This is a genomic window from Arthrobacter sp. GAS37, from assembly GCF_044908325.1.
GTDB classification, from domain to species: Bacteria; Actinomycetota; Actinomycetes; order Actinomycetales; family Micrococcaceae; genus Arthrobacter; species Arthrobacter ramosus.
In genome coordinates this window covers 173836-199995 of the sequence record NZ_JBIYDB010000001.1, presented here as the reverse complement: position 1 = coordinate 199995, position 26160 = coordinate 173836, and the positions used below count along the sequence as shown (strand labels likewise).

Sequence of the window (26160 nt, the reverse complement as noted above, 5' to 3'; positions counted from 1 at the left end):
GGTGAGCCCGGCACTGATCAAGAGGCCGCGGCCAAGGTCAAAAATCCCGTTTCAGGACATCCTGTCCCGGAACACACGGACGCCCGGGCACTGAATCTCCCGTGGATCCTGGAGCGCACCCGCATATGGACGCGCCGCGCCCTGATCCTGGCACTGCGTGTCTCCCGCCTTGTGGTGACCGGACTTCGCCACATCCGGCCGGGAATCCGGTATTTGTGGCGCGCCCTGCTGCGCCGTTGGCGCCGCTCCCTCGAATTCAGGACCGTTGCGGTGACGATCGTGCTGTCGATGGTGTCATTTGCTGTGGTCGGCGCGTACCTCTCAAACCAAATAGCGAACAACCTGTTCCAGGAGCGTTTGAAGCAAGCCGAATCCGAGAGCCGCTACTACGTCAAGCAAGTCCAGGACACCTTCGACGGTTCACAGGCCAACGACCAATCAAGCGTCATCACCCTCGTCTACGACACCCTCAAAGCGGTGGAGGGCAACGGCTCGGTCATCCAGCGGCGGTACGTGTTCGAAGCGATGCCCGAACAAACCAAGCCGCGCAACCGCTGGGTGGAATCGCGGGCCTCGGATCAATTGACGGTCCGCGTCATTCCTCCGGCACTTCGCAAGTCGGTGCAGGAATCGGGCAAGGACCAGTACTGGGCTTCCACCGAGTTCCCCGTCGGCAACCAGGACCACCCCGGCATCGCCGTCGGAAACAAGGTCACGTTCAACGGCACGGTCTACGAGCTCTATCTCCTCTATGACCTGGATACCGCCCAACAAACCCTGGACGAAATCCAGAACGTGCTGTGGGCGGGCGGCGCCGCACTCATCCTGATGATCGGCGGTATCGCCTGGTACGTGACCAGGAACGTCGTGAGTCCGGTGAGCCACGCCGCCGTCGTCTCCGAGAAGCTGGCGGCAGGCCAGTTGCAGGAACGGATGGTGGTCAAGGGCGAAGACGAAGTGGCCAGGCTGGGCGCCTCCTTCAACCACATGGCCGCGAGCCTGCAGGAACAGATTACGCAGCTGGCCACGTTGTCCCAGATGCAGCAGCGGTTCGTCTCCGATGTGTCCCATGAACTGCGGACACCGCTCACGACCGTTCGGATGGCAGCCGAAGTGTTGTTCGATGCCCGCGATGACTTCGACCCCATCAACAAGCGCTCCGCGGAACTGCTTTACAACCAGGTGGAGCGTTTCCAGTCGTTGCTCTCGGACCTGCTGGAGATTTCACGCTTCGACGCCGGGGCCGCGGTGTTGGACTCCGAACCGACGGACATCTTCCAGGTCGTTTCGCACGTCATCGACGGCGCCTCTCCCGTTGCCGCGGAGTACGGCTCCGAAGTGCGCCTTACCTCTCGCCACAAGCGCATCATCGTGGAGATGGATGCCCGCAGGATCGACCGCATCCTGCGGAACCTGCTGCTCAACGCCGTCGAACACGGCGAGGGGAAACCTGTCCACGTTTCCGTTGCGGCCAACCACGATGCCGTCGCCATCTCTGTCCGGGACTTCGGCATAGGGATGACCGCGGCGGAAACCGCGCGGGTCTTTGACCGTTTCTGGCGCGCCGATCCCGCACGTGCGCGGACCACTGGCGGCAGCGGACTGGGACTTTCCATCGCCGCGGAGGACACCAAGCTCCACAACGGTTGGTTGCAGGCTTGGGGCCGCAAGGGATCCGGTTCAAACTTCCGGCTGACGCTGCCTCTCAAGAAGGGTGGCACCATCGTGAAATCACCGTTGCAGCTTGAACCTGCAGACATCCATTTGCCGGGCGCCGCTCCTGAGCGCCAGATGCTCGTTTTGGATGCGGGCGACCCGCCGCCCGAGCGGGGTTCCACTGCGGACCCGAGCCCCGGGGATGCTTCGTCACCTCCGCCTGCACTGCCCCCCGTACTGCCGCCTGCCGGAAACGACGACGCCGACACAGCCCAAGGGAGGACGGCACCTTGAGTTCCCGACGCTCGTACCTGTCCCGGCGCCCGTACCTCTTACGGGCCGTGATCGCCGTTCTTGCTGTCCTCATGGTGGTCCTCAGTTCCTGCGCGCAGATCCCGCGGTCCGGTCCGGTGGGAAAGAGCAAGGACGAAAGCGCGGGCAACCCGAACGCTCCCGTCTTCTTCCCTCCGCCGCCACACCCAGGCGCCACCCCGGAGTCCATCATCGAAGACTTCTATGGTGCTGGCAGCGGTTACGAAGGCGACTACGCCGTGGCCCGGCAGTACCTCACGCAGGCGCTGTCCGTCAGCTGGAAGTCCGACAAACGCACGCTCGTTTTCCGGAAGGCGACCGTCGTCAAGACCGGCGTGGAAAACGAGTTCAAGTACCAGTTGGACCTCGCCTACGCGGTCGACGCCGACGGCGTTGCGACGCAGTTCCCGGAAGGAACCACCGAAACAATTCCGGTGACCCTGGAGCAGGTCGACGGCGAATGGCGGATTTCGGCGGTCCCGGACGGCACCGCGATCCCGGAAGAGACGTTCAAAGTCATCTACGCGGCCCAGCCCATCTATTTCTACGACCCCACGTTCACGTACGCGGTTCCGGACGTCCGGTGGTTCATCAAGAAGAACACTGTCAAGGCGATGACCAGCGCTTTGCTCGACGGTCCTGCGCCCTACCTCCAGGGTGCCGTCGTCAGTGCTTTTCCTTCCGGCATGAAGCTGGCCAGGGAGTCGGTGCCGGTGGTGTCGGGAGCAGCCCAGGTGGACCTTTCCGCGAAGGAGCTGGTGGATGCCTCGGCCGAGGACCGGCAGCGCATGCAAAACCAACTGACCCTGACCTTCCGTAGCCAGCCGGACGTGGTGAACGTTCAGTTGCGGGCTGACCAGGATCTTGTCCGGGTCGAGGACAATGGCTCGGTCCTGCCGCCGGTGCTTGAGAAGAATGCTCCTGCACGCCAAATCGCCGTCAGCAATGACGAACTCGTGCGCTACGAGAACAACAGGGTCTCGGCCCTTCCGGACATGCAGGCGGTGGCCGGACTGAGCCCGAGCGCTCCCGCCGAGTCCCCGACGTCCCAGGCGGTGGCCTTCCTCAACGGTGCCGGAACCACCCTGTATTCGATGATTCCCGGCCAACCCGCCCGCCAACTGACAACCAGGAGCACGCTGAGCCATCCCTCCTTCAGCCCGCAGGACTGGGTTTGGACGGCAGGTCCGGGAGCCAACGGTGCCACCGAGGTCGTGGCGTTCAAACCGTCCAACGTTCCTCAAGGCCAGCCCGTCCCCACGGTGACGATGACGCCGGCATGGTTGGCAGGGCGCGTGGTGAGGGACTTCCGGATATCCCGTGAAGGGACGCGCGCACTGGTCATCTCCGAGATGAACGGCAAGTCATCGGTACAGGTGACCGGTATTGTCCGCAATCCTGACGGCACCCCCAAGGATCTGACTGCACCCATAACTTTGTTCTCTTCCGCTCCCGTTGATCAAGGGGTTTGGGTGAATTCCACGACAGTCGCGGTGATGAAAGCCTCGTCAACCGAGAACGTGGTTCCCGAACTGTTGTCCTTGACGTCGAGCCAGCCGCAGCTGTTGCCGGCATGGCCGAACCTGACGACCATCAGCGCGGGCAACGGACCGGAACAGATTTTCGGACAGTCGGGCGCAGGCGTGTTCCAACGAGTGGGCAACGGCTGGGAACTGCAACTCAAGGGCCCGGTAGACCCTTCCTTCCCGGGCTAGGCGCCCTCCGCGAAGCGCGGTTTTCCACATAGCGCGCTTCGGGAGTGTTGGCCGTAGGCGAGGAGCCGGATGCTTGGGGCATGCGTACTGACAGCCGTTGTCGAGTGCGTGACCCTGACCTCACCGTCTTCCCGGTTAGCGGCGCGCGCCATCGGGGAGTCCATCCTGCCCGGTTGGCGAGGCTCGCGCAGGGCGTTGGCGAGGCCTTCGTCGAGTTGCTGGCCGTTCTGGCCCCGGTGGAATGTGTGTGCTGTGGTTCCGAAGATTCGGCGCTCTGCGGCGCCTGTGCACGGCAGTTGCGCCTTTTGTGCACCCGTCCATTCCGGGCAGAAGGGCAGGCGCCGGCCTTGCTCACGGTGGACGGGTCCGTGATCCTGCCCGTTGTCGCGGGCGGACACTATCGGGACGAACTGGCCCAGGCCCTGCTTTCTTTCAAGCATCTAGGCCAAGGACGGCTGGCCTCGGTGCTCGCGCCTGCACTGGGCAAGGCCATCCGTTCTGCCGTTGGAGACGGGGCAGGCATCTGTCTTGTACCCGTTCCCAGCAGCAACGCGGCCTTCCGGCGACGCGGATTCAGTCCGGTCCATCTCTTGCTCGGCCGTCTACGGCGCCTGGACATGTTGCCGGGTCTGCGCATGACGGATGCGTTGAAGAAGGCGCCCGGACCGGGAAACGGGCAAAAGGGCTTGGGCCGCGGAGAGCGTGCGCGCCGTGTCCGCGGCTCCATGACCGTTCGGATGTTCCGCAAAGGTTCCTTGGAGGGTAGGGCATGCGTCGTCGTCGACGACGTCCTCACTACGGGTGCCACCCTCGCCGAAGCCGCGCGGGCAGTGTCTGCGGCGGGAGGCGTGGTGTGTGGCGCGGTGGTCCTTGCAGCCACCAGGCCGCCGGCCGTTAGCGAGCAGCCTACGGACGGGCCGGGCATGCAGCCCACACCGACTCAAACAAAAAATAAGTGACGAAAGGATGAATTACCAGTGGCGATGAACTAACGTCGGTTATGGGTACCAAGAACAGATGTACCTGTCGATAGCGGCTCGGAAAGGGGCTCGACTGTCCGTCAGATCAGCCCCGAGAAGCGCCCTTATCGTGTCACCTGAGTTGTTTGGAGGGCACCATGGAGTTCATGATCAGCGGCCGTAATCTGACCGTTTCGGATCGCTTCCGCGAGTATGCCGGCGAGAAGATTTCAAAGATTGAATCGCTTGGGGACAAGGTCCAGAGGGTTGACGCGAAGGTTTCAAAGGAAACCAACCCGCGCCAGACACCGGGCCAGCTCACGGTGGAAGTGACAGTTCTGGGCCGGGGCCCTGTGATCCGGGCCGAAGCGAGCGCCGCTGACAAATTTGCCGCCTTTGATCTCGCCTATAGCAAGCTGCTGGAAAGACTCCGCAGGGCCAAGGACCGCAAGAAGGTCCACCACGGCCGCCACACCCCCAAAGCCGTTCGTGAGGCTACTGCGACGCTTGAGCCTGCCAGCGCGAGCGAACCCATTTACGTAGAGGCCAGCAACCACCAGGAGCCAACGACGCCACCGGTGGAGACTTCGCCCTACGACGTCGACAACGACATTCCGGCCGGTGATTCCCCGGTCCTGATTCGTCGCAAGGTTTTCCCCGCCGCTTCGCTCACCCTTGATGACGCGGTGGACAACATGGAATTGGTGGGCCACAATTTCTACCTGTTCGTGGACAAGGAAACCAACACGCCGTCGGTTGTCTACCGCCGTCGTGGCTGGACATATGGAGTAATCACTCTCGACTCCACATGCGAACCAGGAGACGAACCCGTGGAGGAAAAGATCCACGCTTACCGTTCGAATGACCAGGCCGCCACAGCCTAGGCCGCATTCGTATTTCCCATGAAAGGACTGGCATGGCCGCTTCGCTGAGCCTGTTGCAGGCACGGCGGATTGCATTGGCAGCCCAAGGACTGGACAAGGAACGGCCCACCGGCCCCGTGACTTCACGGACGGTGGGCCGCACCTTTGCCCGCCTCCAGGTGGTGCAGATCGATTCCGTCAATGTCCTCTCACGCAGTCATTACCTTCCATTCTTCTCAAGGCTTGGCAACTACGACCGAAGCATCATTCATGCCATGGCCGGGCGAAGCCCGCGGCGCATGATGGAGTACTGGGCGCACGAGGCGAGCTTCATCCGCCCGGAACACTTCCAGGATCTGCTGCTGTGGCAAACCCGTGCGTGGGTAGGCGCGGCCCACTTGGAACGCGGAATCCGGGAGGACATGGCCAAGCGGATCCTCGACGCGCTCGCAACCGGGCGCCCCATGACTGCCGCTCAATTGACCGCGCACCTGGGGCACCAGGAAGACCGGGAGCACGATAACTGGGGCTGGAACTGGAACCTGGTCAAAAGGGTTCTGGAGCACCTGTTTGAAGAGGGGCTCGTGACGGCCGCGTCGAGGACAGAGCAATTCGAGCGCCGGTACACGCTGACATCGCGGGTTCTGCCGCCGGGATTGCCCGCCATCATCGCTCGGCCAGGAGCGCTCCCGAACGGTGGCTCCGACATGTCGAGGGCGGCCATGGACCGGCTGATCGACGCCGCAGCCCAGGCCCATGGCATCGGAACAATCCGTTGCTTCGCCGATTACTTCCGGACTCCAGTGAAGGCCGCTGCAGCCTCGATCGACAGGCTCGGTGCCGCCGGGCGCCTGGAGCCGGTTACGGTGCGTGGCTGGGACCGGGCTTTGTACCGGCATGTGGACGCCCGGCTTCCCCGGGCAGCCACGGGCCGCGCACTGCTCAGCCCGTTTGATTCACTGGTCTTTGAGCGTAGAAGGCTTGAGGAGTTGTTCGGCTTCCATTACCGGATCGAAATCTACACACCCGCGGAGAAGCGCAAGTTCGGCTACTACGTGCTGCCTTTCCTCCTCCGGGACGCCGTGGTCGCGCGCGTGGATCTCAAGGCCGACCGTTCGGCCAAGCAGCTTCTGGTGCGTGCCGCCCACGCCGAGCCGGACGCCCCGGCGGACACCGCCGTCGAGCTTTCTGCCGAGCTGCGGCTTATGGCCGAGTGGCTGGGGCTCGACGACGTCGTCGTGTCACCGATCGGCGATCTCTCGTCGGCGCTTGCCACGGCGGTGGCCCGCGGCTGAGGTCCAGGGGTCTCCGGCAGCGGCCTGCGGGCGCCTGCGCTCCGCTCTCAGGGAAACGAGGCCGCGGCGAGTTGGTCTCTCCCGTAGACTGAAACCGCCAGAATTCGGCAGCTTGAGACTGGGAGCAACTTTACGTGGCATCACTTATCGAAAAACTTCTCCGCACGGGTGACAAAAAGACCCTGAGGCAACTGCGGACCTATGCCGATTCCATCAACGCCCTCGAAGACTCCTTCAAGACTTTCTCCGACGCCGAATTGCGCGAGGAGACGGACAGGCTGCGCGCCCGTCACGAGGACGGCGAGAAGCTCGACGATCTCTTGCCGGAGGCTTTCGCAGCCGTGCGTGAAGCTTCCTCCCGCACCCTGGGGATGCGCCACTTCGATGTCCAGCTCATGGGTGGGGCCGCTCTTCACCTCGGCAATATCGCGGAAATGAAGACCGGTGAAGGAAAGACCCTTGTGGCCACCGCTCCGGCCTTCCTCAATGCCCTGACCGGCAAGGGCGTGCACGTCGTTACAGTCAACGACTACCTCGCCGAATACCAGTCCGAACTCATGGGCCGTGTCTACCGCTTCCTTGGCCTTAGCAGCGGTTGCATCCTGTCCAACCAGGATCCCGACGTGCGCCGTCAGATGTACGCTGCAGACATCACCTATGGCACCAACAACGAATTCGGCTTCGACTACTTGCGCGACAACATGGCGTGGGACAAATCCGAGCTTGTGCAGCGCGGCCACCACTACGCGATTGTCGATGAAGTAGACTCCATCCTCATCGACGAAGCCCGTACCCCGCTCATTATTTCCGGTCCTGCCCAGGGTGACACCAACCGCTGGTACAGCGAATTCGCCAAGGTCGTGCAGCGTCTCCAGCCTGAAATCGACTACGAGGTCGACGAAAAGAAGCGCACTGTCGGTGTTCTCGAAGCCGGCATCGAGAAGGTCGAGGACTACCTCGGCATCCAGAACCTCTACGAATCCGCCAACACCCCGCTCATCGGCTTCCTGAACAACGCCATCAAGGCCAAAGAGCTTTTCAAGCGGGACAAGGACTACGTCATCCTGGACGGCGAAGTCCTCATTGTTGACGAACACGCCGGCCGTATCCTTGCCGGACGGCGCTACAACGAAGGCATGCACCAGGCGATCGAGGCCAAGGAAAACGTCGAGATCAAGGCTGAGAACCAGACTCTCGCCACCGTGACCCTGCAGAACTACTTCCGCATGTACTCCAAGCTCTCGGGCATGACCGGTACCGCTGAAACCGAAGCCGCAGAGTTCATGAGCACGTACAAGCTTGGCGTGGTGCCCATTCCCACCAACCGGGACATGCAGCGCCTCGACCAGTCGGACCTCGTGTACAAGAACGAAATCGTGAAGTTCGAAGCCGTCGTGAACGACATCGCGGAGCGGCACGAAAAAGGCCAACCCGTTCTCGTCGGTACCACCAGCGTGGAGAAGAGCGAATACCTTGCCAAGCTGCTGGCCAAGGAAGGCATCCGGCACGAGGTCCTGAACGCAAAGAACCACGCACGCGAGGCCGCCATTGTCGCGCAAGCGGGACGCAAGGGCGCCGTCACGGTCGCTACCAACATGGCCGGCCGTGGTACTGACATCATGCTGGGCGGAAACGCCGAGTTCACGGCCATCGCCGAACTGGCAAAGCGGGGCCTGGACCCTGAAGAAAACTCCGAGGAGTACGAGGCCGCGTGGCCGGAAGCATTCGAAGCAGCCAAGCAGGCAGTCAAGGACGAGCATGAGGAAGTGCTTGAACTTGGCGGGCTGTATGTGCTGGGCACGGAACGCCACGAATCCCGTCGCATCGACAACCAGCTCCGTGGCCGCTCGGGCCGCCAGGGTGACCCGGGGGAGTCCCGCTTCTACCTCTCGCTGACCGATGACCTCATGAGGCTCTTCAACTCCGGTGCCGCCGAGCGCCTTATGAACAGCTCCGTGCCGGACGACGTTGCCCTCGAATCCAAGCTCGTGTCCCGCGCAATCGCTTCGGCCCAGGGCCAGGTTGAAGGGCGGAACGCTGAGCAGCGCAAGAACGTCCTCAAGTACGACGACGTCCTGAACCGCCAGCGCGAAGCCATCTATGGCGACCGTCGCAGGATCCTGGAAGGCGACGATCTGCACGAAAAGGTCCAGTTCTTCCTGGAAGACACCATCAACGCCCTGATCGATGCCGCAACGGCGGAGGGAACCGGCGATGATTGGGACTTCCACCAACTGTGGACCAACCTCAAGACGCTATACCCGGTAACTGTCACGGCCCAGGACATCATTGACGAAGCCGGCGGCAAGGCCCGCGTGTCCGTTGAATTCCTCAAAAACGAGATCCTTTCGGACGCGCAGCTCGTTTACAAGGAGCGGGAAGAAGCCATTGGCGCCGAGAACATGCGCGAGCTTGAGCGCAGGGTTGTCCTCTCGGTCCTTGGACGCAAGTGGCAGGAACACCTCTATGAGATGGACTACCTCAAAGAGGGCATTGGCCTGCGCGCCATGGCCCAAAGGGATCCCCTGGTCGAGTACCAGCGTGAAGGGTTCACGATGTTCCAGAGCATGATGGAAGCCATCCGCGAGGAGAGCGTTGGCTTCCTCTACAACCTGGAAGTGGAAGTAACGCCGGCCGAAGACGTGGTGGTGGTGGACGGCAGCCCTGAAGGCGGTCACGTTGAACATCACGATCCACAGATCCGCGCCGCCGGCCTCGAAGCCCCGGAAAAGCCTGTTCAGCTGCAGTACACGGCACCTGGTGAAGACGGCGCGAGCCAGACCCGCGTCGAAGGGCGGGCCTCGGGACGCTCAGGCAACCCCGCCAAGGCTGCCGCCGATGACAAGCAGCGCGGATCCAACAAGAAGAAGCGCCGCTGACACCGCGATTGCCTGCCGCCTGTAGCTGACGGACGCCCGCAACCGCTGGACGTATCCAACAAACGGATGCTTGCGGCGAAAAAGGAGAAGGACCAGAACACCCGTTCTGGTCCTTCTCCTTTCCGGTCCTTGATGAACCCCGCCGTCAGCCGATTTCGAGGGCGGTGACCTTCCACGCGCCGTTGCTCCCTTCAAGCCTCATGGCTACGGCGCGGGAGCGGAGTTCTTCTGAGACAACCAAGCTGGCCTCGTACACTCCGTCGTTCACCGCGCAGACACGCACAGAGCGGACCATCGGACTTCGGTGAAGGCGAGACTGCCCGCCTTGGGCGTTGGCAGCATGGGCCCGCGTCAGTGCGGCCCGGTGCTGCAGTGCACTGAGGCATCCGGGGTCCAGGGTCCGTGAGAGCTGTTGCGCCGGCCGGGTGCCGGCAAGAACTTCGACGGCGGCTTGGGCGATGCTGCGGGCCAGCGCGCGGATTTCCGCGTCGAGGCTGAGGAGCTGGGCCGCTTTGCGGGCAGAAGATGGCCCCCTGCCGGACGGACCGTCCGTTCGGGCTTTGGCGCGAGGCGAAGCCACGATTGAACGGGAGGCAATGGGTGGCGAAGTCGCCTGGAGGACCGCGTCGGGCAAGCTGTGGACGGCTGGTGATGCGCTCATGGACTCCCTCGGTTACGGATCGCTGGATGGCGGTTGGTAGTGGTTCGGCTGGCGGTTCGGCTGGTGGTTCGGCCGCGGAGCTACTTGGGAGGTGGTTGGAGGATCTGACCCGGGACAATGAGACCCGGGTCGTCTCCGATGACATTCCGGTTTGTGGCGTACCACTTCGGCCACTGGAGGGCAATGTCGACGTCGCTGGCCAAGGGGCCTAGCTGCCGGGCGGCAATCGACCACAGTGAATCGCCTCGCTTCACCACCACTTCGCCTTGATTCGGCGAGGCAGACTGTTCCGCGGCCCGCTGTGGCCTGGTACCCAGAAGCCCCGGCTCGGCGGCAGGTGCGCGGGGTTGCCAATGGGGGTCGATCTCCGATGAGCCGGACTCAAGTGAGGGCACGACTGGGAGATGGGGAGAAGGACTGGAGGCGGGTAACCATTGGGCAGAGATGCCGCTGGACGGTGCTGAGCCGTTTGACGGGCTCCACGCTGGTTCAAGCTGTTCCGGTGACGCATTCGCCAGGGGGATTCCTACGAGGTTCAGGCCGAGAATTGCAACGGCCAGTCTGCGCATGAAGGCCGGGCTGAGTTTGGCGGTGGCGCTCGCGCAGCGGTCCTTTCCCGATTGCTGGAGGAGCGCGGCGGCCATTGCCAGAAGGAACGTGGCGATCCACCAGACCCCGATCCCCAGACCGGCGGCAGTTGCGACAAATCCCAGGAGGTCTTCGAACATGGGTGCCTGGAATCGTCCTGCCGCGGAGTGCCATCGGCCAACCAAGATCAGTCCGGTGATAGCGAGCAAAAGAGCGAGCACCAGGATGGTCGCCGCCATTGCAACATCGTGCCGAACGAGCGTGTTCGTCTGTTCCATGGGTTCCCCTTACCCAGTTGATGACATTTGATGCTGTTTGATGGTACTTGATGCTGCTTGACCTATTTTGGGCACAGTAAGCGGCATTTGTCTAGGAGTTGGTTGTCTATGAAGAAAGATTGACCATCGAGGGGTGCACGCTTACGCTGACGCAATGCGTTGGGATGCTTTGTTTGAAGACATGGAGGCACAACTGGCCTCCGAACGATTGCTGGGACTTGAGTCCGAAATTTCAGAGCGGGCCCGCGTGGAGATGGCCGGAATCGACGTCTCCGACAGGTTGCGCGGAGCAATCGGCCAGAAGATTGATGTGACGCTGCGGTCCGGAACGCAGGTGTCCGGGACGCTCAGTCATGTCGGAAGCGAATCGTTGGTCCTGGACGAAGCTCGCCACCAGTGGTTGGTGCCCGTCACGGCAGCATTGACCTATCAGGGCCTGGGCCGGCAGGTGCGGGCAGGCCAGTCGAAGGCGTCACAGCGGCTTGGCCTGGCCAGCGCACTCCGAATGCTGGCCCGCGACCGGGCGGAACTGGCAGTTCACCTGCTTGAGTCGGTGCGGGAGGAGCGGACGATGCGGGGCGTCATTGATCGCGTGGGCAGGGACCACTTTGATCTCGCCGTCATGTTGCCTGGTGAAGTCCGCCGGTCCGGAAACGTCGTGTCCGTGGCAACAATTCCGTTCCAGTCGCTTTCCGCGCTGCGTTCATTGCGGGGCCAAGACTTGTAATCCGGGCCAGCGTCCCGCCGCAGCTACCTGGGGGCTGGACGGAGATCAGGAGGACTTGGATTTGGCCTCTTGGATTATCCTGCTCGCCTCGGCATAGCGTTCCTCAATGTACTGCTCCAGCATCTTCTCTTCGACGCGCCACTGGCCCCTGCCACCCACTTGGATGGCCTTGAGCTCTCCGCTTCGCACCAAGGCGTATGCCTGCGGCGAGTTGATCTGAAGCTGTTCGGCGACATCAGCGAGGGTGAGGAATCGGGGCATGCATCCATTTTGCCACCGTTCGACCCACTTGCCGCGGTTATCCACAGGTTGACGTAATTTGAGGCATTTGGCTTTCGGAAGGGACCCACTTGCGGTCAGAATAAAGGCCACTGAAGGTCGACGCCGACAGACAATGCAAACGGGGGAGCAGGATGGGTGTGACTACCGCGGCCGCTGCAGCGCGGCTCAGGAAACCGTCATGGAGGGATCCGCGACTTTTGGTGGGGATTCTCCTGGTCTTGGCATCGCTGGCTGGAGTCATCGCCCTTGTTGGAACCGCGGACCGCACCATTCAGGTGTATGCCGCTCGCGAGTCGATTGCCGTCGGCCAGAGAATCAGCAAGGACGATCTTACGATCGTCAAAGTCCGGCTCGACGACATTGAGTCCAGTTACGTGACTCTGGCTGACGGTCTGCCCGAGGGAAGAGTTGCCGTTCAGAGAATTGCCAAGAACCAACTCGTCCCGCAGGAGAGCCTGGGGGCCGCCGACTCCCTGGACCGCAAACCGGTGGCGATCGCGATCCAGGAATCACTGCCTTCCCAGGCTGTGGCGGGATCCCGCGTTGACGTCTGGGTATCACCCCCCGATGCGCGCAACGGTTTCGGCACGCCGCAGTTGCTGTTGCCCGGCGCGGAGATCGCCCAGGTCACGGAGGGTGCCTCCACCCTCGGAGCGTCGAAGGAGAAAGTGGTTCTGGTCCTTGTGACCGATGAGCAGATGCCGAAACTTCTCGGAGCGCAGGCGAATAAAGCGAAGATTGCCGTGGTTTGGAATCCGGGCGGTGCCGGCAAGTGAGTATCCCCGTTGTCACAGTCGGGCAGTCCCGGGAAGATTTGGTCGGGGGACTCGAGCGGCTCCACGGGCCGGTGACGGTGGTGCGTCGGTGCGGCGAACTCGCGGAACTTCTGGCCGCTTGCCAAAGCGGTCTCGCGCGCGCGGCGGTCATAGCCGAAGGTGCCGAGGAATTGACGGCGTCGCTGGTCGACCGGCTGGCGGCTGTCGGAGTCTCCATCGTTGCCCTGAGCGATGACTCGGAGGAGGAAGGCCGCCTGCGCAGCATCGGCGTCGTGACAGCGTCCCTGGATGTAGATTCGGCAACGCTGGCTTCCAAGATCTCCGATGCCGTAGGCCAGCTGCCCGGACCAGGAAGGCGACGCGCGGAGCCGCGGGATTCCGGGTTTGCGGACACCGCCGCCGAACTCCGTCCCACCGATGCACAGGAAGAACCGGAGCACGTGCCGGCAGGGGCGGGTCGGATCATCGCCGTCTGGGGGCCCACCGGGGCGCCTGGCAGGACTCTTGTGGCTGTCAACATTGCTGCAGAGCTGGCGGCTGAAGGCAAATCAGTGATCCTTCTCGATGCAGACAGCTACGGGGCCAGTGTCGCGGCGTCGCTCGGCTTGCTGGACGAATCCGCCGGACTGGCGCAGTCTTGTCGACTGGCGGATCAGGGATTGTTGGATACCGAATCACTCAAGCGGATCGCCGCACCGGTCTTCGCCAAAGCCACCAGTTTCCGGGTTCTTACCGGCATTACGCGCGCGGACCGGTGGACGGAGCTCCGGGCCGCCGCGCTCTCCTCGGTGCTTGAACTCTCCAAGGAGATCGCGGACGTCGTCGTGGTCGATGCAGGTTTCTGCCTTGAGGCGGACGAGGAACTCAGCTTCGACACCATGGCCCCTCGACGCAACGCCGCAACCCTCCGCAGCATCGAACTGGCGGACACCGTTTACGCCGTCGGCGCGGCCGATGCCATCGGGGTTCCGCGGCTCGTGCGTGGCCTCGCGGAACTTGAACGGGCAGTCCCGCACGCGGCTCCCCGGGTGGTCTTGAACAAGGTCCGGGCAGCATCCGCGGGCCGCTCACCCGAACGAGAGCTCCGCGAAGCATGGGAGCGGTACGGCCCCGGTCATGGCATCGAGGAATTCCTTCCATCCGATCCTGAAGCTTGCGACGCGGCCCTGTTGTCCGGTGCCGTGCTCTTCGAAGCTGCGCCGGAGTCTCCCTTGCGCCTCGCAATCGCAAAAATGGTCTGTGCACCTGTCCAGCAAAATGGCAAATCCTCTGTCATTTATTCCAGAGCAAGGCGTCGTCTAAAGCGTTAGGCTCGCCATGTGGGCTGCAAGGACGCAGCAATTGAGATGTGATGGAGGCGTTTGTCGATGTCGTCAGGATCCAGCGTGGAGGATCGTTCTAAACCTGCAGTAGTCCGGGAAGGGTTCTTCGGGGACTACTACGAGCATCTCGCAGAGGAGGACGCCCGCGGATACGATGCCGAGCAATTGACCTCCAGGGCAGCGGCACACCGGGAAGCGGGGCAGAGCCGCAAGCCGGGCACTGCCAACGTCAGGATTGCCAACGAGGGTGATCGCAGCATTCTGTACATCGTTACGGATGATATGCCGTTCCTGGTGGACTCGGTGAACGCCGAACTCGTTCGCCAGAACTGCGCCATCCGGCTCGTCATGCACCCACTCTTCGTGGTTTCTCGTGATCACGTCACTGGCGATCTGTCCGACATCGCCCGGGTGCCGTCGAACATCGGCATCTCAAGCGGTGACACCGCGGCGATGCCGAACATCGCCCATCTGATCGCCCAAGGTGACAACGTCTCCCACATGGAGTCGTGGATCGCCGTCGAGGTTGACAGAGTGGCCGACGACTTCCAGAAGGAACTCGTGGACGGAATCCACCGCGTCCTGAGCGACGTCCGCGCCGCCGTCGAAGACTGGCCCAAAATGCGCACGAAGGCGCTCGAGCTGGCATCGTCCCTGGACAAGGTGGCCCACCCGGAAGACATCGCGGAGCTCAGGCAAGCGCAGGACCTGCTGCGTTGGTTGGACAACGGCAACTTCACGTTCCTGGGTTACAGGGAATACGACCTCATCACCGAGAACGGTGAAGACGTCCTTGAGTTGCGCGAAGCGAGCGGTTTGGGGCTCTTGAGGGCGGGGGACCACCCGCACCAAATCCAGCACCTCACCGACGCCGGACGCCGGAAGGCGCGCGAGAAGCGCGCCTTGGTCATCACCAAAGCCAACTCGCGGTCCACCGTGCACCGCCCCGCGTACCTGGACTACATCGGTGTCAAGAGCTTCGATGTTGCCGGCAACGTCAACGGTGAGCGCCGCTTCATCGGCCTCTTCGCCACGAGCGCGTACACCGGTTCCGTCAAGAACATCCCCATCGTTCGGGAAAAGGTCGACGCAGTGCTCCGCTCGGCCGGGTTCCCGCAGGACTCCCACTCCGGCAAGGACCTCGTCGGTATTCTCGAGACCTACCCCCGTGATGAACTCTTCCAGATCGAGACCGAGGACCTGGCAGCAACGGCTTTGGGCATCCAGCGTCTGCAGGAACGGCGCCGCACGAAGCTCTTCCTGCGCCCGGATATCTACGGACGGTTCATGTCGGCACTGGTCTACCTGCCCCGTGACCGCTACACCACCAACGTCCGGCAACGAATTGAGCAGGAACTCCGCGAGACCTTCGAGGCCGAGAGCATTGACTACGAGGCCCGGATCACGGAGTCCGCACTCTCGAGGGTGTTCTTCCGTATCCGGCTGCCGCGGGAGGCGGAGCTCCGCGACGTCGACACCGGTGAACTCGAAAAGCGGCTTGTCCGGGCTTCGCGGTCGTGGGCTGAAGGTATTGCAGAGGTGCTCCGCGAGAACACCAGCGGGCTGGACGCCGAGCGACTGTCAGTCCTGTGGGCGGATGCGTTTCCCGCCGGATACCGTGTCGACTACGAAGTCGAGGACGCCCTCAAGGACATTGAGCGTTTCGAGAAGTACGCGGCCACAACCGACCGGAACGCCGTCGCTGTCCAGGCGGTCCCCGGAGTGCATGTCTACCTGCCCAACGGCGCCGGTGAGCTCCTCGAAGAGGATGCCCGCGTCAAGCTCTACCTTTTGGAACCGAAGAGCCTGAGCCAGATCCTGCCCTACTTCCACAATCTTGGCCTTGAGGTCCTCGATGAGCGGCCTTTCGAGATTGAAACTGCCGACCACCGGGACTTCTTCCTCTATGACCTTGGCCTGAAGTACCCCGCCGGTGTCGATCCCGTGGCTACCGGCCAGCTCTTGGCGGACTCCTTCAGCGCCGCGGTGACAGGTGCGGTGGAATCCGATAGTTTCGACCGTCTCGTGCTCCGGGAAGGTATCCACTGGCGGCAGGTCGTCATGCTCCGCGCCTATGCGAAGTACATGCGGCAGATGAGGAACACGAACTCCTTCGAGTTCATTGCGGATACCCTTCTCGCCAACCCGGAGGTTGCCCGCGGCCTGATTGACCTCTTCGGGGCCCGCTTCGATCCTTCGTCGCCCGACGCCGCGCGTCCGGCCCGCCAGGAGAGCGCCCGCGCCACACTGGCTGAAGCAATTGACCAGGTGGCCACGCTCGACGCCGACCGCGTCCTGCGGACTTTCGTCAACCTCATTGAGTCGACCCTGCGCACGAACTACTTCCAAGGCAAGTCGTACGTCAGCTTCAAGCTCGATCCGACCACGATCGACGGCCTGCCGTTCCCGCGCCCCAAGTACGAGATCTGGGTGTACTCGCCACGCGTTGAAGGCGTGCACTTGCGCTTCGGCAAAGTGGCCCGTGGCGGCTTGCGGTGGTCGGACCGCCGTGAAGACTTCCGGACCGAGATCCTCGGGCTGGTCAAGGCGCAGACGGTCAAGAACGCTGTGATTGTGCCGACCGGTGCCAAGGGCGGATTCTTCGCGAAGCAACTTCCGGATCCGGCACTTGACCGCGCCGCGTGGATGGCGGAAGGCATCGAAAGCTACAAGACCTTCATCCGCGGCCTGCTCGATCTCACCGACAACCTCGTGACCACAGCCGACGGCGAGAAGATTGTGCCGCCGTCGGACGTTGTCCGTCAGGATGACGACGATTCGTACCTGGTAGTGGCTGCGGACAAGGGCACGGCAACCTTCTCGGACACTGCGAACGGCCTGGCCGCCGAGTATGGATTCTGGCTGGGGGACGCTTTCGCTTCCGGTGGCTCCGTAGGATACGACCACAAGGCCATGGCCATTACGGCCCGTGGTGCATGGGAGTCGGTCAAGCGCCACTTCAGCGAGCTGGACCTTGACACCCAGACCGAGGAATTCACCGTGGTCGGCGTCGGCGACATGTCCGGCGACGTGTTCGGCAACGGAATGCTGCTCTCCAGGCACATCCGCCTGCTGGCCGCCTTCGACCACCGCCACATCTTCCTGGACCCGACGCCGGACGCGGCTTCGTCCTTCGGCGAACGGCAGCGTCTCTTCGACCTTCCCCGCTCCTCGTGGGATGACTACGACCGCTCGCTCATCAGCGCAGGCGGCGGGGTCTTCCCCCGCCAAGCCAAGGTCATTCCGATCTCGCCGGAGGTCCGCAGGGCCCTCGGCCTGCCGGACGGAACGGTTCAGCTGAGTCCTCCCGACCTTCTGCGTGCAATACTCCTGGCTCCGGCCGATCTCCTCTACAACGGCGGGATCGGAACGTACGTCAAGGCCAGCACCGAGTCCCACGCCGAGGTGGGGGACAAGGCAAACGACGTCATCCGCGTGAACGGGCGCGAGCTGCGCGTCAAGGTTGTCGGCGAAGGCGGCAACCTCGGAATGACGCAGCGCGGACGCATCGAGGCTGCACTGCAAGGTGTCATCCTCAACACCGATGCGATCGACAACTCCGCCGGCGTGGATTGTTCCGACCATGAAGTCAACATCAAGATCTTCGTGGACCGGATGGTTGCCGCAGGGAAACTGGATGCTTCCGAGCGCACATCCTTCCTCGCCGACATGACCGACGAGGTCGGGCGCCTTGTGCTCGAAGACAACATCGATCAGAACATCCTGTTGCTCAACGACCGGACACGCGTCGCCGAATGGAGCCCGAGCTACGAGCGCCTGATGGACTGGCTCGAGAAGTCCGCCGACCTCAAACGGGACCTTGAAGCGCTACCGACCACCGACACCCTTCGTGAGCGGCTTGAACAGGGCCAGGGCCTGACGTCCCCGGAACTGTCCGTCCTCGCCGCGTACGCCAAGATCGAATTGGGCTCGGCATTGCGGGACAGTGATCTGGCGGATGATCCCTGGTTCCGTAAGACGATTCGCTCCTACTTCCCGAAGCAGCTCCGCGAACGGTTCGACGCCGAACTGGACACCCATCCCTTGCGTCGCGAGATCATCGCAACCGTGGTGGCCAACGACATGATCAACCTGGGTGGCATCACCTTCGCCTTCCGCACCATGGAGGAGACCTCGGCTACCGAGGTCGCCGTCGCGAAGGCGTTCGTAGCCCTCCGTGAGATCTACGAACTCGACTCGATGGTGCGTGAGCTCAAAGCCCTGCCTGCTTCGTTCCCCACGGAACACTGGAGCACGGTGCACCTCGACATCCGGAGGCTTCTGGACCGGGCCGTTCGCTGGTTGCTCAGCCAGGGTAACGCCTCGAAGCCGATCTCGGAGATCGTCGCGGAATTCAAGCCGATGATGGATCCGATGCGGGCCAGGGTGCTCGACTACTTGCGCGGCAGCGACAAAGAACGGGTCACCGGTTGGCTTGAAAAGGCGCGCTCTTGGGGCCTTCCCGACACGCTCGCCCATCGCTGGGCCGAGCTGTTCGAGAGTTTCGTACTCTTGGACATCGCCAAGATCACGCATAGCCGCGAGGCCCGTGTGGAAGAGGTCAGCCATGTCTATTACACGGTGTTCGACCGCTTCCACGTCGATTCGTTGCTGGAGCGAATTACGGCACTCCCGCGCGATGACCGCTGGCAGGCGCTTGCCCGCGCAGCCCTGCGCGACGACCTCTACTCGACCGTAGCGGACATGACGACGTCGGTGCTCGAATCGAGCGACGCCGGCCTCGACGCCGAGGCTCGTTTGCGGGCTTGGGAAGACCTCAACGCCGAGCAGTTGGGGCGCGCGAAGAGCATGTTCGACGAGGTCAACGCGCTGGAGGCCGACGACATGGCTTCTCTGTCGGTAGCATTGAGGCTCTTGAGGTCAATCGTTCGACGCTAGGGACAAGCCCGGGCGTCATATGGAGGTGCAGTGGCAATCTTTACAGACCCCATCAGGGAGCACGCTGATTTCGGGCCTGGAGATGCTGAATGGCTGCACCTCCTGGTCGGCGACTGGCAAATGGTCGCCGACCTGGCGTTCGCGGATTTGGCCCTATGGTTTCCGCATCCTGAGTTCGGTTATATCGCGCTTGCACACGTCAGGCCGTCGACGAGCCACACGGTGTTCCATGCGGACTTCGTCGGGGAAGGCATCCGCTCGGATCTGCAACCGATAGTCGACAAGGCGTGGTCCAGCCGTTCCATCGAACGCTCCAGTGAAACGAGCTGGAGCAGCGAGATGGCTCTTCGGGTTGAGGCGGTGCCCATGGTCAGGAACGGACGGACCCTTGCCGTCGTCACGTCGCATATGGACCTTTCCAGTTCACGGATGCCTTCCCGCCTGGAGCTCACGTACAGGCAATGCGCCTACGATCTGCTCCGGATGGGAACGCTGGGCCTCTGGCCGGACTTCGCGTCACCGACGGGTTCCCGCCGTGGCGCTCCCCGCGTGGGTGACGGCCTGATCAGGCTCGACGCCGAAGGCATCGTCCAGTACGCGAGTCCGAACGGCGTCTCCGCATTCCGCCGGCTCGGCGAGGTGGAAACCTTGGAAGGACGGTCCCTCGCGGAAGTAACCGCAGGACTCCTCAAGGACCGGCGGATGGTGGACGAGACGTTGCCGCTTGTGGTTACCGGTCGGATGCCGTGGCGGAGCGAAATCGAGTCCCGCGGAGTCAGCTTGTCGTTGCGCGCGATTCCGTTGCGCGACGAAAAGCATCGCTTCGGTGCCTTGGTTTTGTGCCGCGACGTGTCCGAACTGCGACGTCGCGAGCTCGAGCTGGTGACCAAGGACGCGACGATTCGTGAGATCCACCACCGCGTCAAAAACAACCTGCAGACGGTGGCGGCTTTGCTGCGCATGCAGTCGCGACGGATGGTCAGCGATGAGGCGAAGCAAGGCCTGGAACAGGCAATGCGGCGAGTGGCGACGATTGCGTTGGTTCACGAGACCCTTTCTCAAGGGCTCACGCAGAGCGTTGATTTCGATGAACTCATCGGACGTCAGTTCCGGCTCTCGGCAGAAGTAGCGTCCCCTTCGCAGCACGTCCGGACTGAGCGCGCCGGCCTGTTCGGCGAATTGCCGAGCGACTTCGCCACGCCCCTTGCGCTGGTCATCAATGAGCTCGTGACAAATGCCGTGGAGCACGGCCTTGAAGGACGGGCCGGAACGGTATGGCTGATGGCCGATCGTTCCACGGGGGAGCGCGGCGATGAACTCCTGACGGTGACCATCGCCGATGACGGCGTCGGACTGCCGGAGGGGTCGTACACAGAGGGTCTAGGCCTTCAGATTGTGCGGACACTCGTCACGAGCGAATTGGGTGGCAGCATCCAGTGGAGGCCGCGCGACGGCGGAGGCACCGCCGTCGAGATCGTCCTGAACCTGGTGCGAAGCTGACGCCGGCCGCCGGCGGCGCGCTCTGTCGGTAACCGCGGTTAGACATACGAAGATGGCCCGGACCTTTCGGTCCGGGCCATCTTCGTATGTTCTCTTTGCCTCAGGCGCCGTGCTTTGTGGGCCCCAGATGCTTAGGAAGCGCGGCGGGCGCGGGCGGCGCGGCGCTTAAGTGCGCGTCGCTCGTCTTCGCTCATACCGCCCCAGACGCCAGCGTCCTGGCCCGATTCAAGGGCCCACTGAAGGCATGTGTCCACGACGGGACAGCGACGGCAGACACTCTTCGCTTCCTCGATCTGGAGAAGCGCAGGGCCGGTGTTGCCTACTGGGAAGAAAAGCTCCGGGTCCTTGTCAAGGCAGGCTGCGCGGTTACGCCAATCCATGCTGATCAGTCACTCCATTCGTGAGTACTAGTTAAGCCTTTTGTGAAAATATTCACTAGAGGCTTCATAGGAAAGGGGACCCATTGGGCCCCCTTGGTCGTCTGAGTCAAGCGTGTCATGTTAACGCCATGTAAACAAGGGGTTCTAGCGTTTGAAACCGTGAGCGATGCATCACATTGGCCACCGGTCTACTCACAGGTATTCGACTATGTCCGGTATTGTGCCAGTGTGTCAAGACCCCCTCTGAACCCCAACCATGACCCCGCAGCGCCCGGCGACGACGGCCACGGGACCGGCAGCGACAGCATCGGCCGGGCATCCGGCGGAGGACCGCGTCCTGTAGGAATCGTTGTTATTTCGATTGTGGTTGTGCTGGAAGCCCTCGCCCTGTTGACCGCCGGCGCCCTGTATATATACGAGCTCGTGACCGGGGCTCCGGTGGCCTCATTCTGGGGAGCCGTGTTTACCCTCGGCCTTCTGCTGGCCTTTTCTGCACTGTTGTTTGCGGTGGGACACTTCCTGTTCCGTGGCTACCGTTGGACCCGGGCACCCGCGTTGGTTGCCCAGCTGTTCGCCCTGACGATCGGGTTTCCCACCATGACGGGAGGGCTGGTTCTCGCCGGTCTTGCCATGGTGGTGCCGGCTCTGGCCGGGATTGTCTTCTTGTTCGACAGGCGGGTCATTGCCTTTGCCTCCCGAACGGGCGGATCCCGCGCTGCAATCTAGCTGTTTTCACTTGGGTACGGCTTCCTAGTCCGGAGCAGCGATCTGGACGGAGCGTGTTCGTCCATACTCGATGAGGACAGCACGACCCGGTGGTGGCGCCGGTTCGATGTCGACGCGGACGCCGAAGAATTCTCGAGCGGCAGGCGGCCCATTGCCGAGGAGAATTCCGCTTCCGTGGTTTCGGGCCAGGGAAGCAAGGGGCGTCCGCTGCAGAAGGACAGGGCTGCCCGCAGTTGCCACCACTGAGAAACCCATACCGGGAAGTTCAGCCAGGAGGCACGCGGTTTCGCTGCTGAGGCGCTCGGCGTCGTCCACAAGGGGGATGACTTCTGCTCCCACGAACCTGCTGCTTGCATCCCGGTGGAATTCGGCCCAAAAGGCATCAGGATCGGCCCCTTCGGGTGGTGTCCACCAATGATGGCCTGGATTGAGCACGGCCAATGCGGTGAGCAACGACGACTTGCCGGAACCGGGTGTGCCGAGGGCGAGGAGGACGGCTGGGCGCGGCAGCTTGATCCAAGCAGGTTCGTGTTCGTCCCCTCCAACCCCAAGGAGCACCGACCCCTGCGCATCAGCGCGGGAAACGGCAGTGGTTTCGGTTCGGCCATCCGCAGCGAGGTCCGAAGCCCGGATGAATTGGGGCAAGGGATCCACCCGGAATGGGCGCAGTGCAGTCTCCGGGGGCACACAGTACGGCCAGGCCGCGCTTGGCGGGGTCGCCACGAGCTGCGCGACTGCGGTGTCAACATCAAGCAAGTTGCCACTCACGACTGCCCGGCCCTTCAGGGGCTTCATTGCCGCGAACCGGGGCCACGCCAACCGCCCTTCTTCTGTGGTCCCAGCGGGAAAATATGCGCGGTTGGGGATTGACGCGAACATGCGCGAGGCGGTCAGTTCGCGGTCACCCGTGGCAAGAACAGCCAGTCCTGCCTTCGGTCCATCGCGGACGATCGAGTGGACAACGTCTTCGGCCCAGGCCAGCGGTCCGGCGCGCAATTCGGAGACCCAGGAACCCCAGCTTGAAATGACCAGCAGAAGGGGGACCTGCCCGGCGACGGTTCCCGGGGATTGCCGCGCCGACATCTCAGCTGCGAACCTCTCCAGGATGCGGACTGCCCTTCTGATGTCGTTGGGGGAGGCAACGGCCCCTACGCGCCCCTGGGCTGCCACGTCGGTGAACGAACCGTCACCGTCGAGGACATAGAGATGGAGTTCATCGGCACTTCCTACAAGCTGCGCCGCCGCTGCCCGACACGTATCTTCAACTCCGCTTCCAGGAGGGCCAACGAGCCCAAGATTCCCGTGGACGAGCGGAGTCCAGGACACGCCGGCAACTCGTTGTTGTGTGGGCAAGTCTGCCAAGCCAAGGTAGGCTGTCGGGCCTGCCGGCGTTCCGCTTGCCGCGTGCTTGCCCGCCATTGCCGAGGTGCCGAGGGATTCGTGAAACGGGATGGACTCGGGAAGCGGATGAGCAACAGGTCTCCGGGGCGGTGTACCCCCGAGGATGCCCCAAACCCGGTTGATTGCTTTGATAATCGGGCGGGCGGCCTCTGCTGGCGTTGCAACCGCACCCTGGGTCTCTGCGTCTGCGGTTTCCAACCAACCGCTGAACCGGAGCGACCCCGCTGCCGGCCGGGCAATGGCTTTTGTGAGTGATGGGGCTTTTTCGCCGACCGAGAGGGTCGCTGACTGAAAGGGCTCGGGATCTTCCACTCCGCGAACCATGTATGCGCGGCCAGGCAGGGACACCGGAATCGATGCCGCTGCCGGCGAGTTGATGACGTCCCGGGATTCCATTTCTGATTGGACGCGAAGAGCAATGCTGGTGGTGACGTTGGCCCGGATGTCCGCACTCAGTGCACTCTGCGGACGTTGTGTTGCCATGATCAGGTGGATGCCCAGAGACCGGCCCAGGGTGGCGATCCGCATCAATTCGGCCAGGGCATCCGGGGCGTCTTCAATGAGCATCCGGAATTCGTCGATGACAAGTACCAGACGGGGCAGTAAGGGAAGTTGGCTTCTTCGTCCCGCCGCGCCCCCGCCCCCGGTTCTTCCGGCTGTGGCCCAATATGCGGGCAAATCAGGGACACCGGCCTTCGCAAGGATCGCTTCCCGCATCCGGACCTCGGCGCGGAGGGAGGAGAGGGTGCGTTCGAGTTCGTGTTCACTGAGATCCGTAAGCATTCCGACGCATTGCGGTAGGTCGAGCAATGGCCCGAGGCCCGAACCGCCCTTGAAATCGACGAACAGGAAGTTGACCCTGTCCGGGCTATGGGTCAGCGAGATCGCGGAGACTATTGTGCGCAGAAGCTCTGACTTTCCCGATCCGGTAGTTCCAGCAACGAGGAGATGCGGGCCGTCCGAAACCAGGTCCAGGGACCGGGGACCGTCGGCTCCTTGCCCAATGACTGCGGATAGCCCTCCGCGTACTGAGGAAGCGCTCCAGCGGGCCGCGATGCTTGAGGGCTCAGGGAGAAGCAGTTCGGCAAGCTCGCAGGTAGAGGGGACAAGGGGTGCCCTTTCAGTCGCCAGGCCAGGCACTCTTGCCAATGAGCGACAGTAGCGGTCGAAGACCGGGTGCGGCACAAGGTCAGGGTCAAATTCAGTTTCTGAAAGACACGAGCGGAGGACTGAGCGTTTGTTCCAGAGCTCGATTGCGGAACCGCTTTCGTCCCCGCTCGCGGTGCGTTCGAAGACTCTCCAACCAGACTCGATCGCCGCCAGCCGGAGTGAGTCGACGGCGGGATGACGTTCGGGCCCCACCAGAAACAGTGCTCCCGGTCTATCCGCGGGCATGGAAAGAACAGCCGCGGCTGAAGAGGCGTCCGTGGTCAAGGTGACGCGGGGGAGGAACCGGGCGCTTGACGGCAAGAGGGCTATCGGTCCGTGTATCAGAACAGGGACGTTGGCTGCGCAGGGAAAAGCCGCCAGCTGCATGAGCAGGAATCTGAACATTCCTTGCACCTTGGCTTCGGGTCCTGTGAGGGAAACGGCTTGGATCGAGGGATCCAGAACCACGGGAACGGGGCCCAACCGCGGTGGCTGAAAGCCCGGGTCCGCGGGATCGAGTGCAACCCGGGCGTTCTGCGGACTGATGCCGAGCCGGAGCCAGACATCGCGGCAGCCCGCCGTTCCTTGCGTTGTGACCGCGCCTTGCTCCGTGCCCGTGACTTGCTCCGTGCCGGGTCCCTGGGATGTGCCGGTGCCTTGGGTTGTGCTGGTTCGTGGCAGCGTCAACTGCATTCGCCCGCGTTCCCTTGAGAGGAAAACTGCTGAGTTGACGGCGTAGGCGAGCTCGGCGGCGGACGGTGAACACCGCCGTCGTCGGGCCCGGTCTTGTTCGACGGCCGCCGCGATCGCGGCAGCCAGAAGGCAGCGCTCCCGCCTTCCCGAAATTGCCGGGGCAAGGACCGCGATGGCAGAAATTGCGGTGAATCCGAGGAACATCCACATGCCAGTGGCCAGAGCCATTCCGACTCCCAGCAGGAACGGGAGCCCGGCCGTGAGGAGAAGTTGCGTGCGGCTGCCCGCATCGTGGCGCCGGGGGACCAGGATCGGCTGGGCGATGCCCAGCCCCGCTGCCCCGAGCGACTCCGCTCCGTATTCTCCGTCGCCGAAGACAATTGACATGACAGAGCCGCCACATCGGATCCTCGAGGCGGTTGAGAGAGGGGCGGAGCGGACTTTGCGTCCATCCACCACCGTTCCGTTCGCGCTCCCGTTGTCGGTTATGGTGACCGCTGTCTCGGAAATCGTCAGGACAGCGTGAACCCGGGAAACATCAGGATCCGGGAGGCAGATATCGGCGTTGCTCCGGCCGATCCCGTAAGTGCCCCGTTCCAGCGGTATGACCATGCCCGCGGCTGGTCCGGCGTGAACCAGCAAGGACAACGCTGCGGGACTGCGATCGCGATCACGGGTGTCTTGCGCCTCCGAATCGGACCCGTCTACCAACACAGCTCCCGACATGAGCGGCGCCGAGCCAACGGTGAGACCGCTGAGTGGCAGCCCATCTACTGCAAGTTTTCCAGTTGCGAACTCGGCCGCGACTGCAGCCTCGACCACTGCCCCAGGGGTGCCGTTGCAGGCGGCTATGGCCAGTTCGATGGGTTCGCCTTGCCGTAACGCCCGCGGGGCCCGGACGAGGGTGCAATGGAATGTCACTGTGTCCGCTCCTTCGGTTCGCGGGACTGCTGTTCTTCCACGATATTTGTGATGAGGACCGGGCGTTCCAGGGCAGTTGGCCTATGTGGAAAACGTTGCACTGATTCGCGCGGGAAGGGACCGGCCCGAAAACCGGGCGCGCCATCTCGGGTAGGCTTGACCTGCAGCCAATGCACAC

At 63.0% G+C, this 26160-nt stretch carries 17 protein-coding genes; 12 read left to right on the top strand and 5 right to left on the bottom strand.

All coding sequences use genetic code 11. From position 1 onward, the window contains the following. The first annotated feature begins 90 nt into the window (after positions 1–90). From mtrB to secA, 6 genes are all read left to right on the top strand, one after another. On the top strand, positions 91–1950 hold the full coding sequence (gene mtrB / locus ABH924_RS00940; RefSeq protein ID WP_404496550.1) for an MtrAB system histidine kinase MtrB: 1860 nt from the start codon (positions 91–93) through the stop codon (positions 1948–1950). After that, positions 1947–3683: an LpqB family beta-propeller domain-containing protein gene (locus ABH924_RS00935; RefSeq protein WP_404496213.1), complete on the top strand. Its 1737-nt coding sequence runs from the start codon at positions 1947–1949 to the stop codon at positions 3681–3683. Before mtrB ends, ABH924_RS00935 begins: the two co-directional genes overlap by 4 nt. An 80-nt stretch (positions 3684–3763) precedes the next feature. After that, a complete protein-coding gene (locus tag ABH924_RS00930; RefSeq protein WP_404496211.1) occupies positions 3764–4642 on the top strand; it encodes a ComF family protein in 879 nt (292 codons plus the stop codon). A 158-nt stretch (positions 4643–4800) separates the two neighbouring features. Then, positions 4801–5526 (top strand): ribosome hibernation-promoting factor, HPF/YfiA family, encoded by a 726-nt coding sequence (gene hpf, locus ABH924_RS00925; protein ID WP_234748144.1) that lies wholly within the window; start codon positions 4801–4803, stop codon positions 5524–5526. Between the two features lie 32 nt (positions 5527–5558). Next, positions 5559–6800, top strand: a complete 1242-nt coding sequence (locus ABH924_RS00920) for a winged helix-turn-helix domain-containing protein (protein ID WP_404496209.1) — start codon at positions 5559–5561, stop codon at positions 6798–6800. A gap of 134 nt (positions 6801–6934) precedes the next feature. Further along, positions 6935–9679 carry a preprotein translocase subunit SecA gene (gene secA / locus ABH924_RS00915; protein ID WP_404496207.1) on the top strand — a complete coding sequence of 915 codons (2745 nt, stop codon included), beginning with the start codon at positions 6935–6937 and terminating at the stop codon, positions 9677–9679. A 145-nt stretch (positions 9680–9824) separates the two neighbouring features. Here the strand turns inward: secA and ABH924_RS00910 are convergent, their stop codons facing one another. Both ABH924_RS00910 and ABH924_RS00905 read right to left on the bottom strand, forming a co-directional pair. Continuing rightward, the gene (locus tag ABH924_RS00910) at positions 9825–10340 is read right to left on the bottom strand and encodes an Rv3235 family protein (RefSeq protein ID WP_404496205.1); all 516 of its coding nucleotides are present in this window, start codon (positions 10338–10340) and stop codon (positions 9825–9827) included. 80 nt (positions 10341–10420) lie between these two features. Beyond that, positions 10421–11206, bottom strand: coding sequence for a LysM peptidoglycan-binding domain-containing protein (locus tag ABH924_RS00905; protein ID WP_404496203.1), 786 nt, complete (start codon positions 11204–11206; stop codon positions 10421–10423). A gap of 154 nt (positions 11207–11360) precedes the next feature. Between ABH924_RS00905 and ABH924_RS00900 the strand changes: the two genes are divergently transcribed. Next, a complete protein-coding gene (locus tag ABH924_RS00900; RefSeq protein ID WP_404496201.1) occupies positions 11361–11933 on the top strand; it encodes a hypothetical protein in 573 nt (190 codons plus the stop codon). A gap of 45 nt (positions 11934–11978) precedes the next feature. Here ABH924_RS00900 and ABH924_RS00895 read toward each other — a convergent pair whose 3' ends face one another. Further along, positions 11979–12194 (bottom strand): helix-turn-helix domain-containing protein, encoded by a 216-nt coding sequence (locus tag ABH924_RS00895; protein ID WP_059387549.1) that lies wholly within the window; start codon positions 12192–12194, stop codon positions 11979–11981. 152 nt (positions 12195–12346) lie between these two features. Here ABH924_RS00895 and ABH924_RS00890 point away from each other — a divergent pair, with 152 nt between their 5' ends. From ABH924_RS00890 to ABH924_RS00875, 4 genes are read left to right on the top strand one after another with little or no spacing between them, the layout of a single operon-like run. After that, complete coding sequence (locus ABH924_RS00890; RefSeq protein ID WP_404496199.1) at positions 12347–12991, top strand: SAF domain-containing protein; 645 nt, start codon at positions 12347–12349, stop codon at positions 12989–12991. Next, entirely contained in the window at positions 12988–14301 is a 1314-nt protein-coding gene (locus ABH924_RS00885) for a CpaE family protein (protein WP_404496197.1), read from the top strand. The genes ABH924_RS00890 and ABH924_RS00885 overlap by 4 nt, the downstream gene beginning before the upstream one ends. A gap of 57 nt (positions 14302–14358) precedes the next feature. Beyond that, a complete protein-coding gene (locus ABH924_RS00880; RefSeq protein WP_404496195.1) occupies positions 14359–19212 on the top strand; it encodes an NAD-glutamate dehydrogenase in 4854 nt (1617 codons plus the stop codon). Between the two features lie 30 nt (positions 19213–19242). Beyond that, positions 19243–20712, top strand: a complete 1470-nt coding sequence (locus ABH924_RS00875; RefSeq protein WP_404496193.1) for a sensor histidine kinase — start codon at positions 19243–19245, stop codon at positions 20710–20712. Positions 20713–20843: 131 nt separating this feature from the next. Here the strand turns inward: ABH924_RS00875 and ABH924_RS00870 are convergent, their stop codons facing one another. Next, entirely contained in the window at positions 20844–21092 is a 249-nt protein-coding gene (locus ABH924_RS00870; RefSeq protein ID WP_003804966.1) for a WhiB family transcriptional regulator, read from the bottom strand. Between the two features lie 228 nt (positions 21093–21320). Here ABH924_RS00870 and ABH924_RS00865 point away from each other — a divergent pair, with 228 nt between their 5' ends. Continuing rightward, positions 21321–21818: a hypothetical protein gene (locus ABH924_RS00865; protein ID WP_404496191.1), complete on the top strand. Its 498-nt coding sequence runs from the start codon at positions 21321–21323 to the stop codon at positions 21816–21818. 24 nt (positions 21819–21842) lie between these two features. Here the strand turns inward: ABH924_RS00865 and ABH924_RS00860 are convergent, their stop codons facing one another. Continuing rightward, complete coding sequence (locus tag ABH924_RS00860; protein ID WP_404496189.1) at positions 21843–25982, bottom strand: FtsK/SpoIIIE domain-containing protein; 4140 nt, start codon at positions 25980–25982, stop codon at positions 21843–21845. Positions 25983–26160 lie beyond the last annotated feature (178 nt).

What these genes read in the sequence shown, in the direction of transcription:
- ABH924_RS00930 (WP_404496211.1), top strand. Translation starts at nt 3,764, where the DNA reads ATGCGTACTGACAGCCGTTGTCGAGTGCGTGACCCTGACCTCACCGTC.
- hpf (WP_234748144.1), top strand. Translation starts at nt 4,801, where the DNA reads ATGGAGTTCATGATCAGCGGCCGTAATCTGACCGTTTCGGATCGCTTC.
- ABH924_RS00920 (WP_404496209.1), top strand. Translation starts at nt 5,559, where the DNA reads ATGGCCGCTTCGCTGAGCCTGTTGCAGGCACGGCGGATTGCATTGGCA.
- ABH924_RS00910 (WP_404496205.1), bottom strand. Translation starts at nt 10,340, where the DNA reads ATGAGCGCATCACCAGCCGTCCACAGCTTGCCCGACGCGGTCCTCCAG.
- ABH924_RS00905 (WP_404496203.1), bottom strand. Translation starts at nt 11,206, where the DNA reads ATGGAACAGACGAACACGCTCGTTCGGCACGATGTTGCAATGGCGGCG.
- ABH924_RS00900 (WP_404496201.1), top strand. Translation starts at nt 11,361, where the DNA reads ATGCGTTGGGATGCTTTGTTTGAAGACATGGAGGCACAACTGGCCTCC.
- ABH924_RS00895 (WP_059387549.1), bottom strand. Translation starts at nt 12,194, where the DNA reads ATGCCCCGATTCCTCACCCTCGCTGATGTCGCCGAACAGCTTCAGATC.
- ABH924_RS00890 (WP_404496199.1), top strand. Translation starts at nt 12,347, where the DNA reads ATGGGTGTGACTACCGCGGCCGCTGCAGCGCGGCTCAGGAAACCGTCA.
- ABH924_RS00880 (WP_404496195.1), top strand. Translation starts at nt 14,359, where the DNA reads ATGTCGTCAGGATCCAGCGTGGAGGATCGTTCTAAACCTGCAGTAGTC.
- ABH924_RS00870 (WP_003804966.1), bottom strand. Translation starts at nt 21,092, where the DNA reads ATGGATTGGCGTAACCGCGCAGCCTGCCTTGACAAGGACCCGGAGCTT.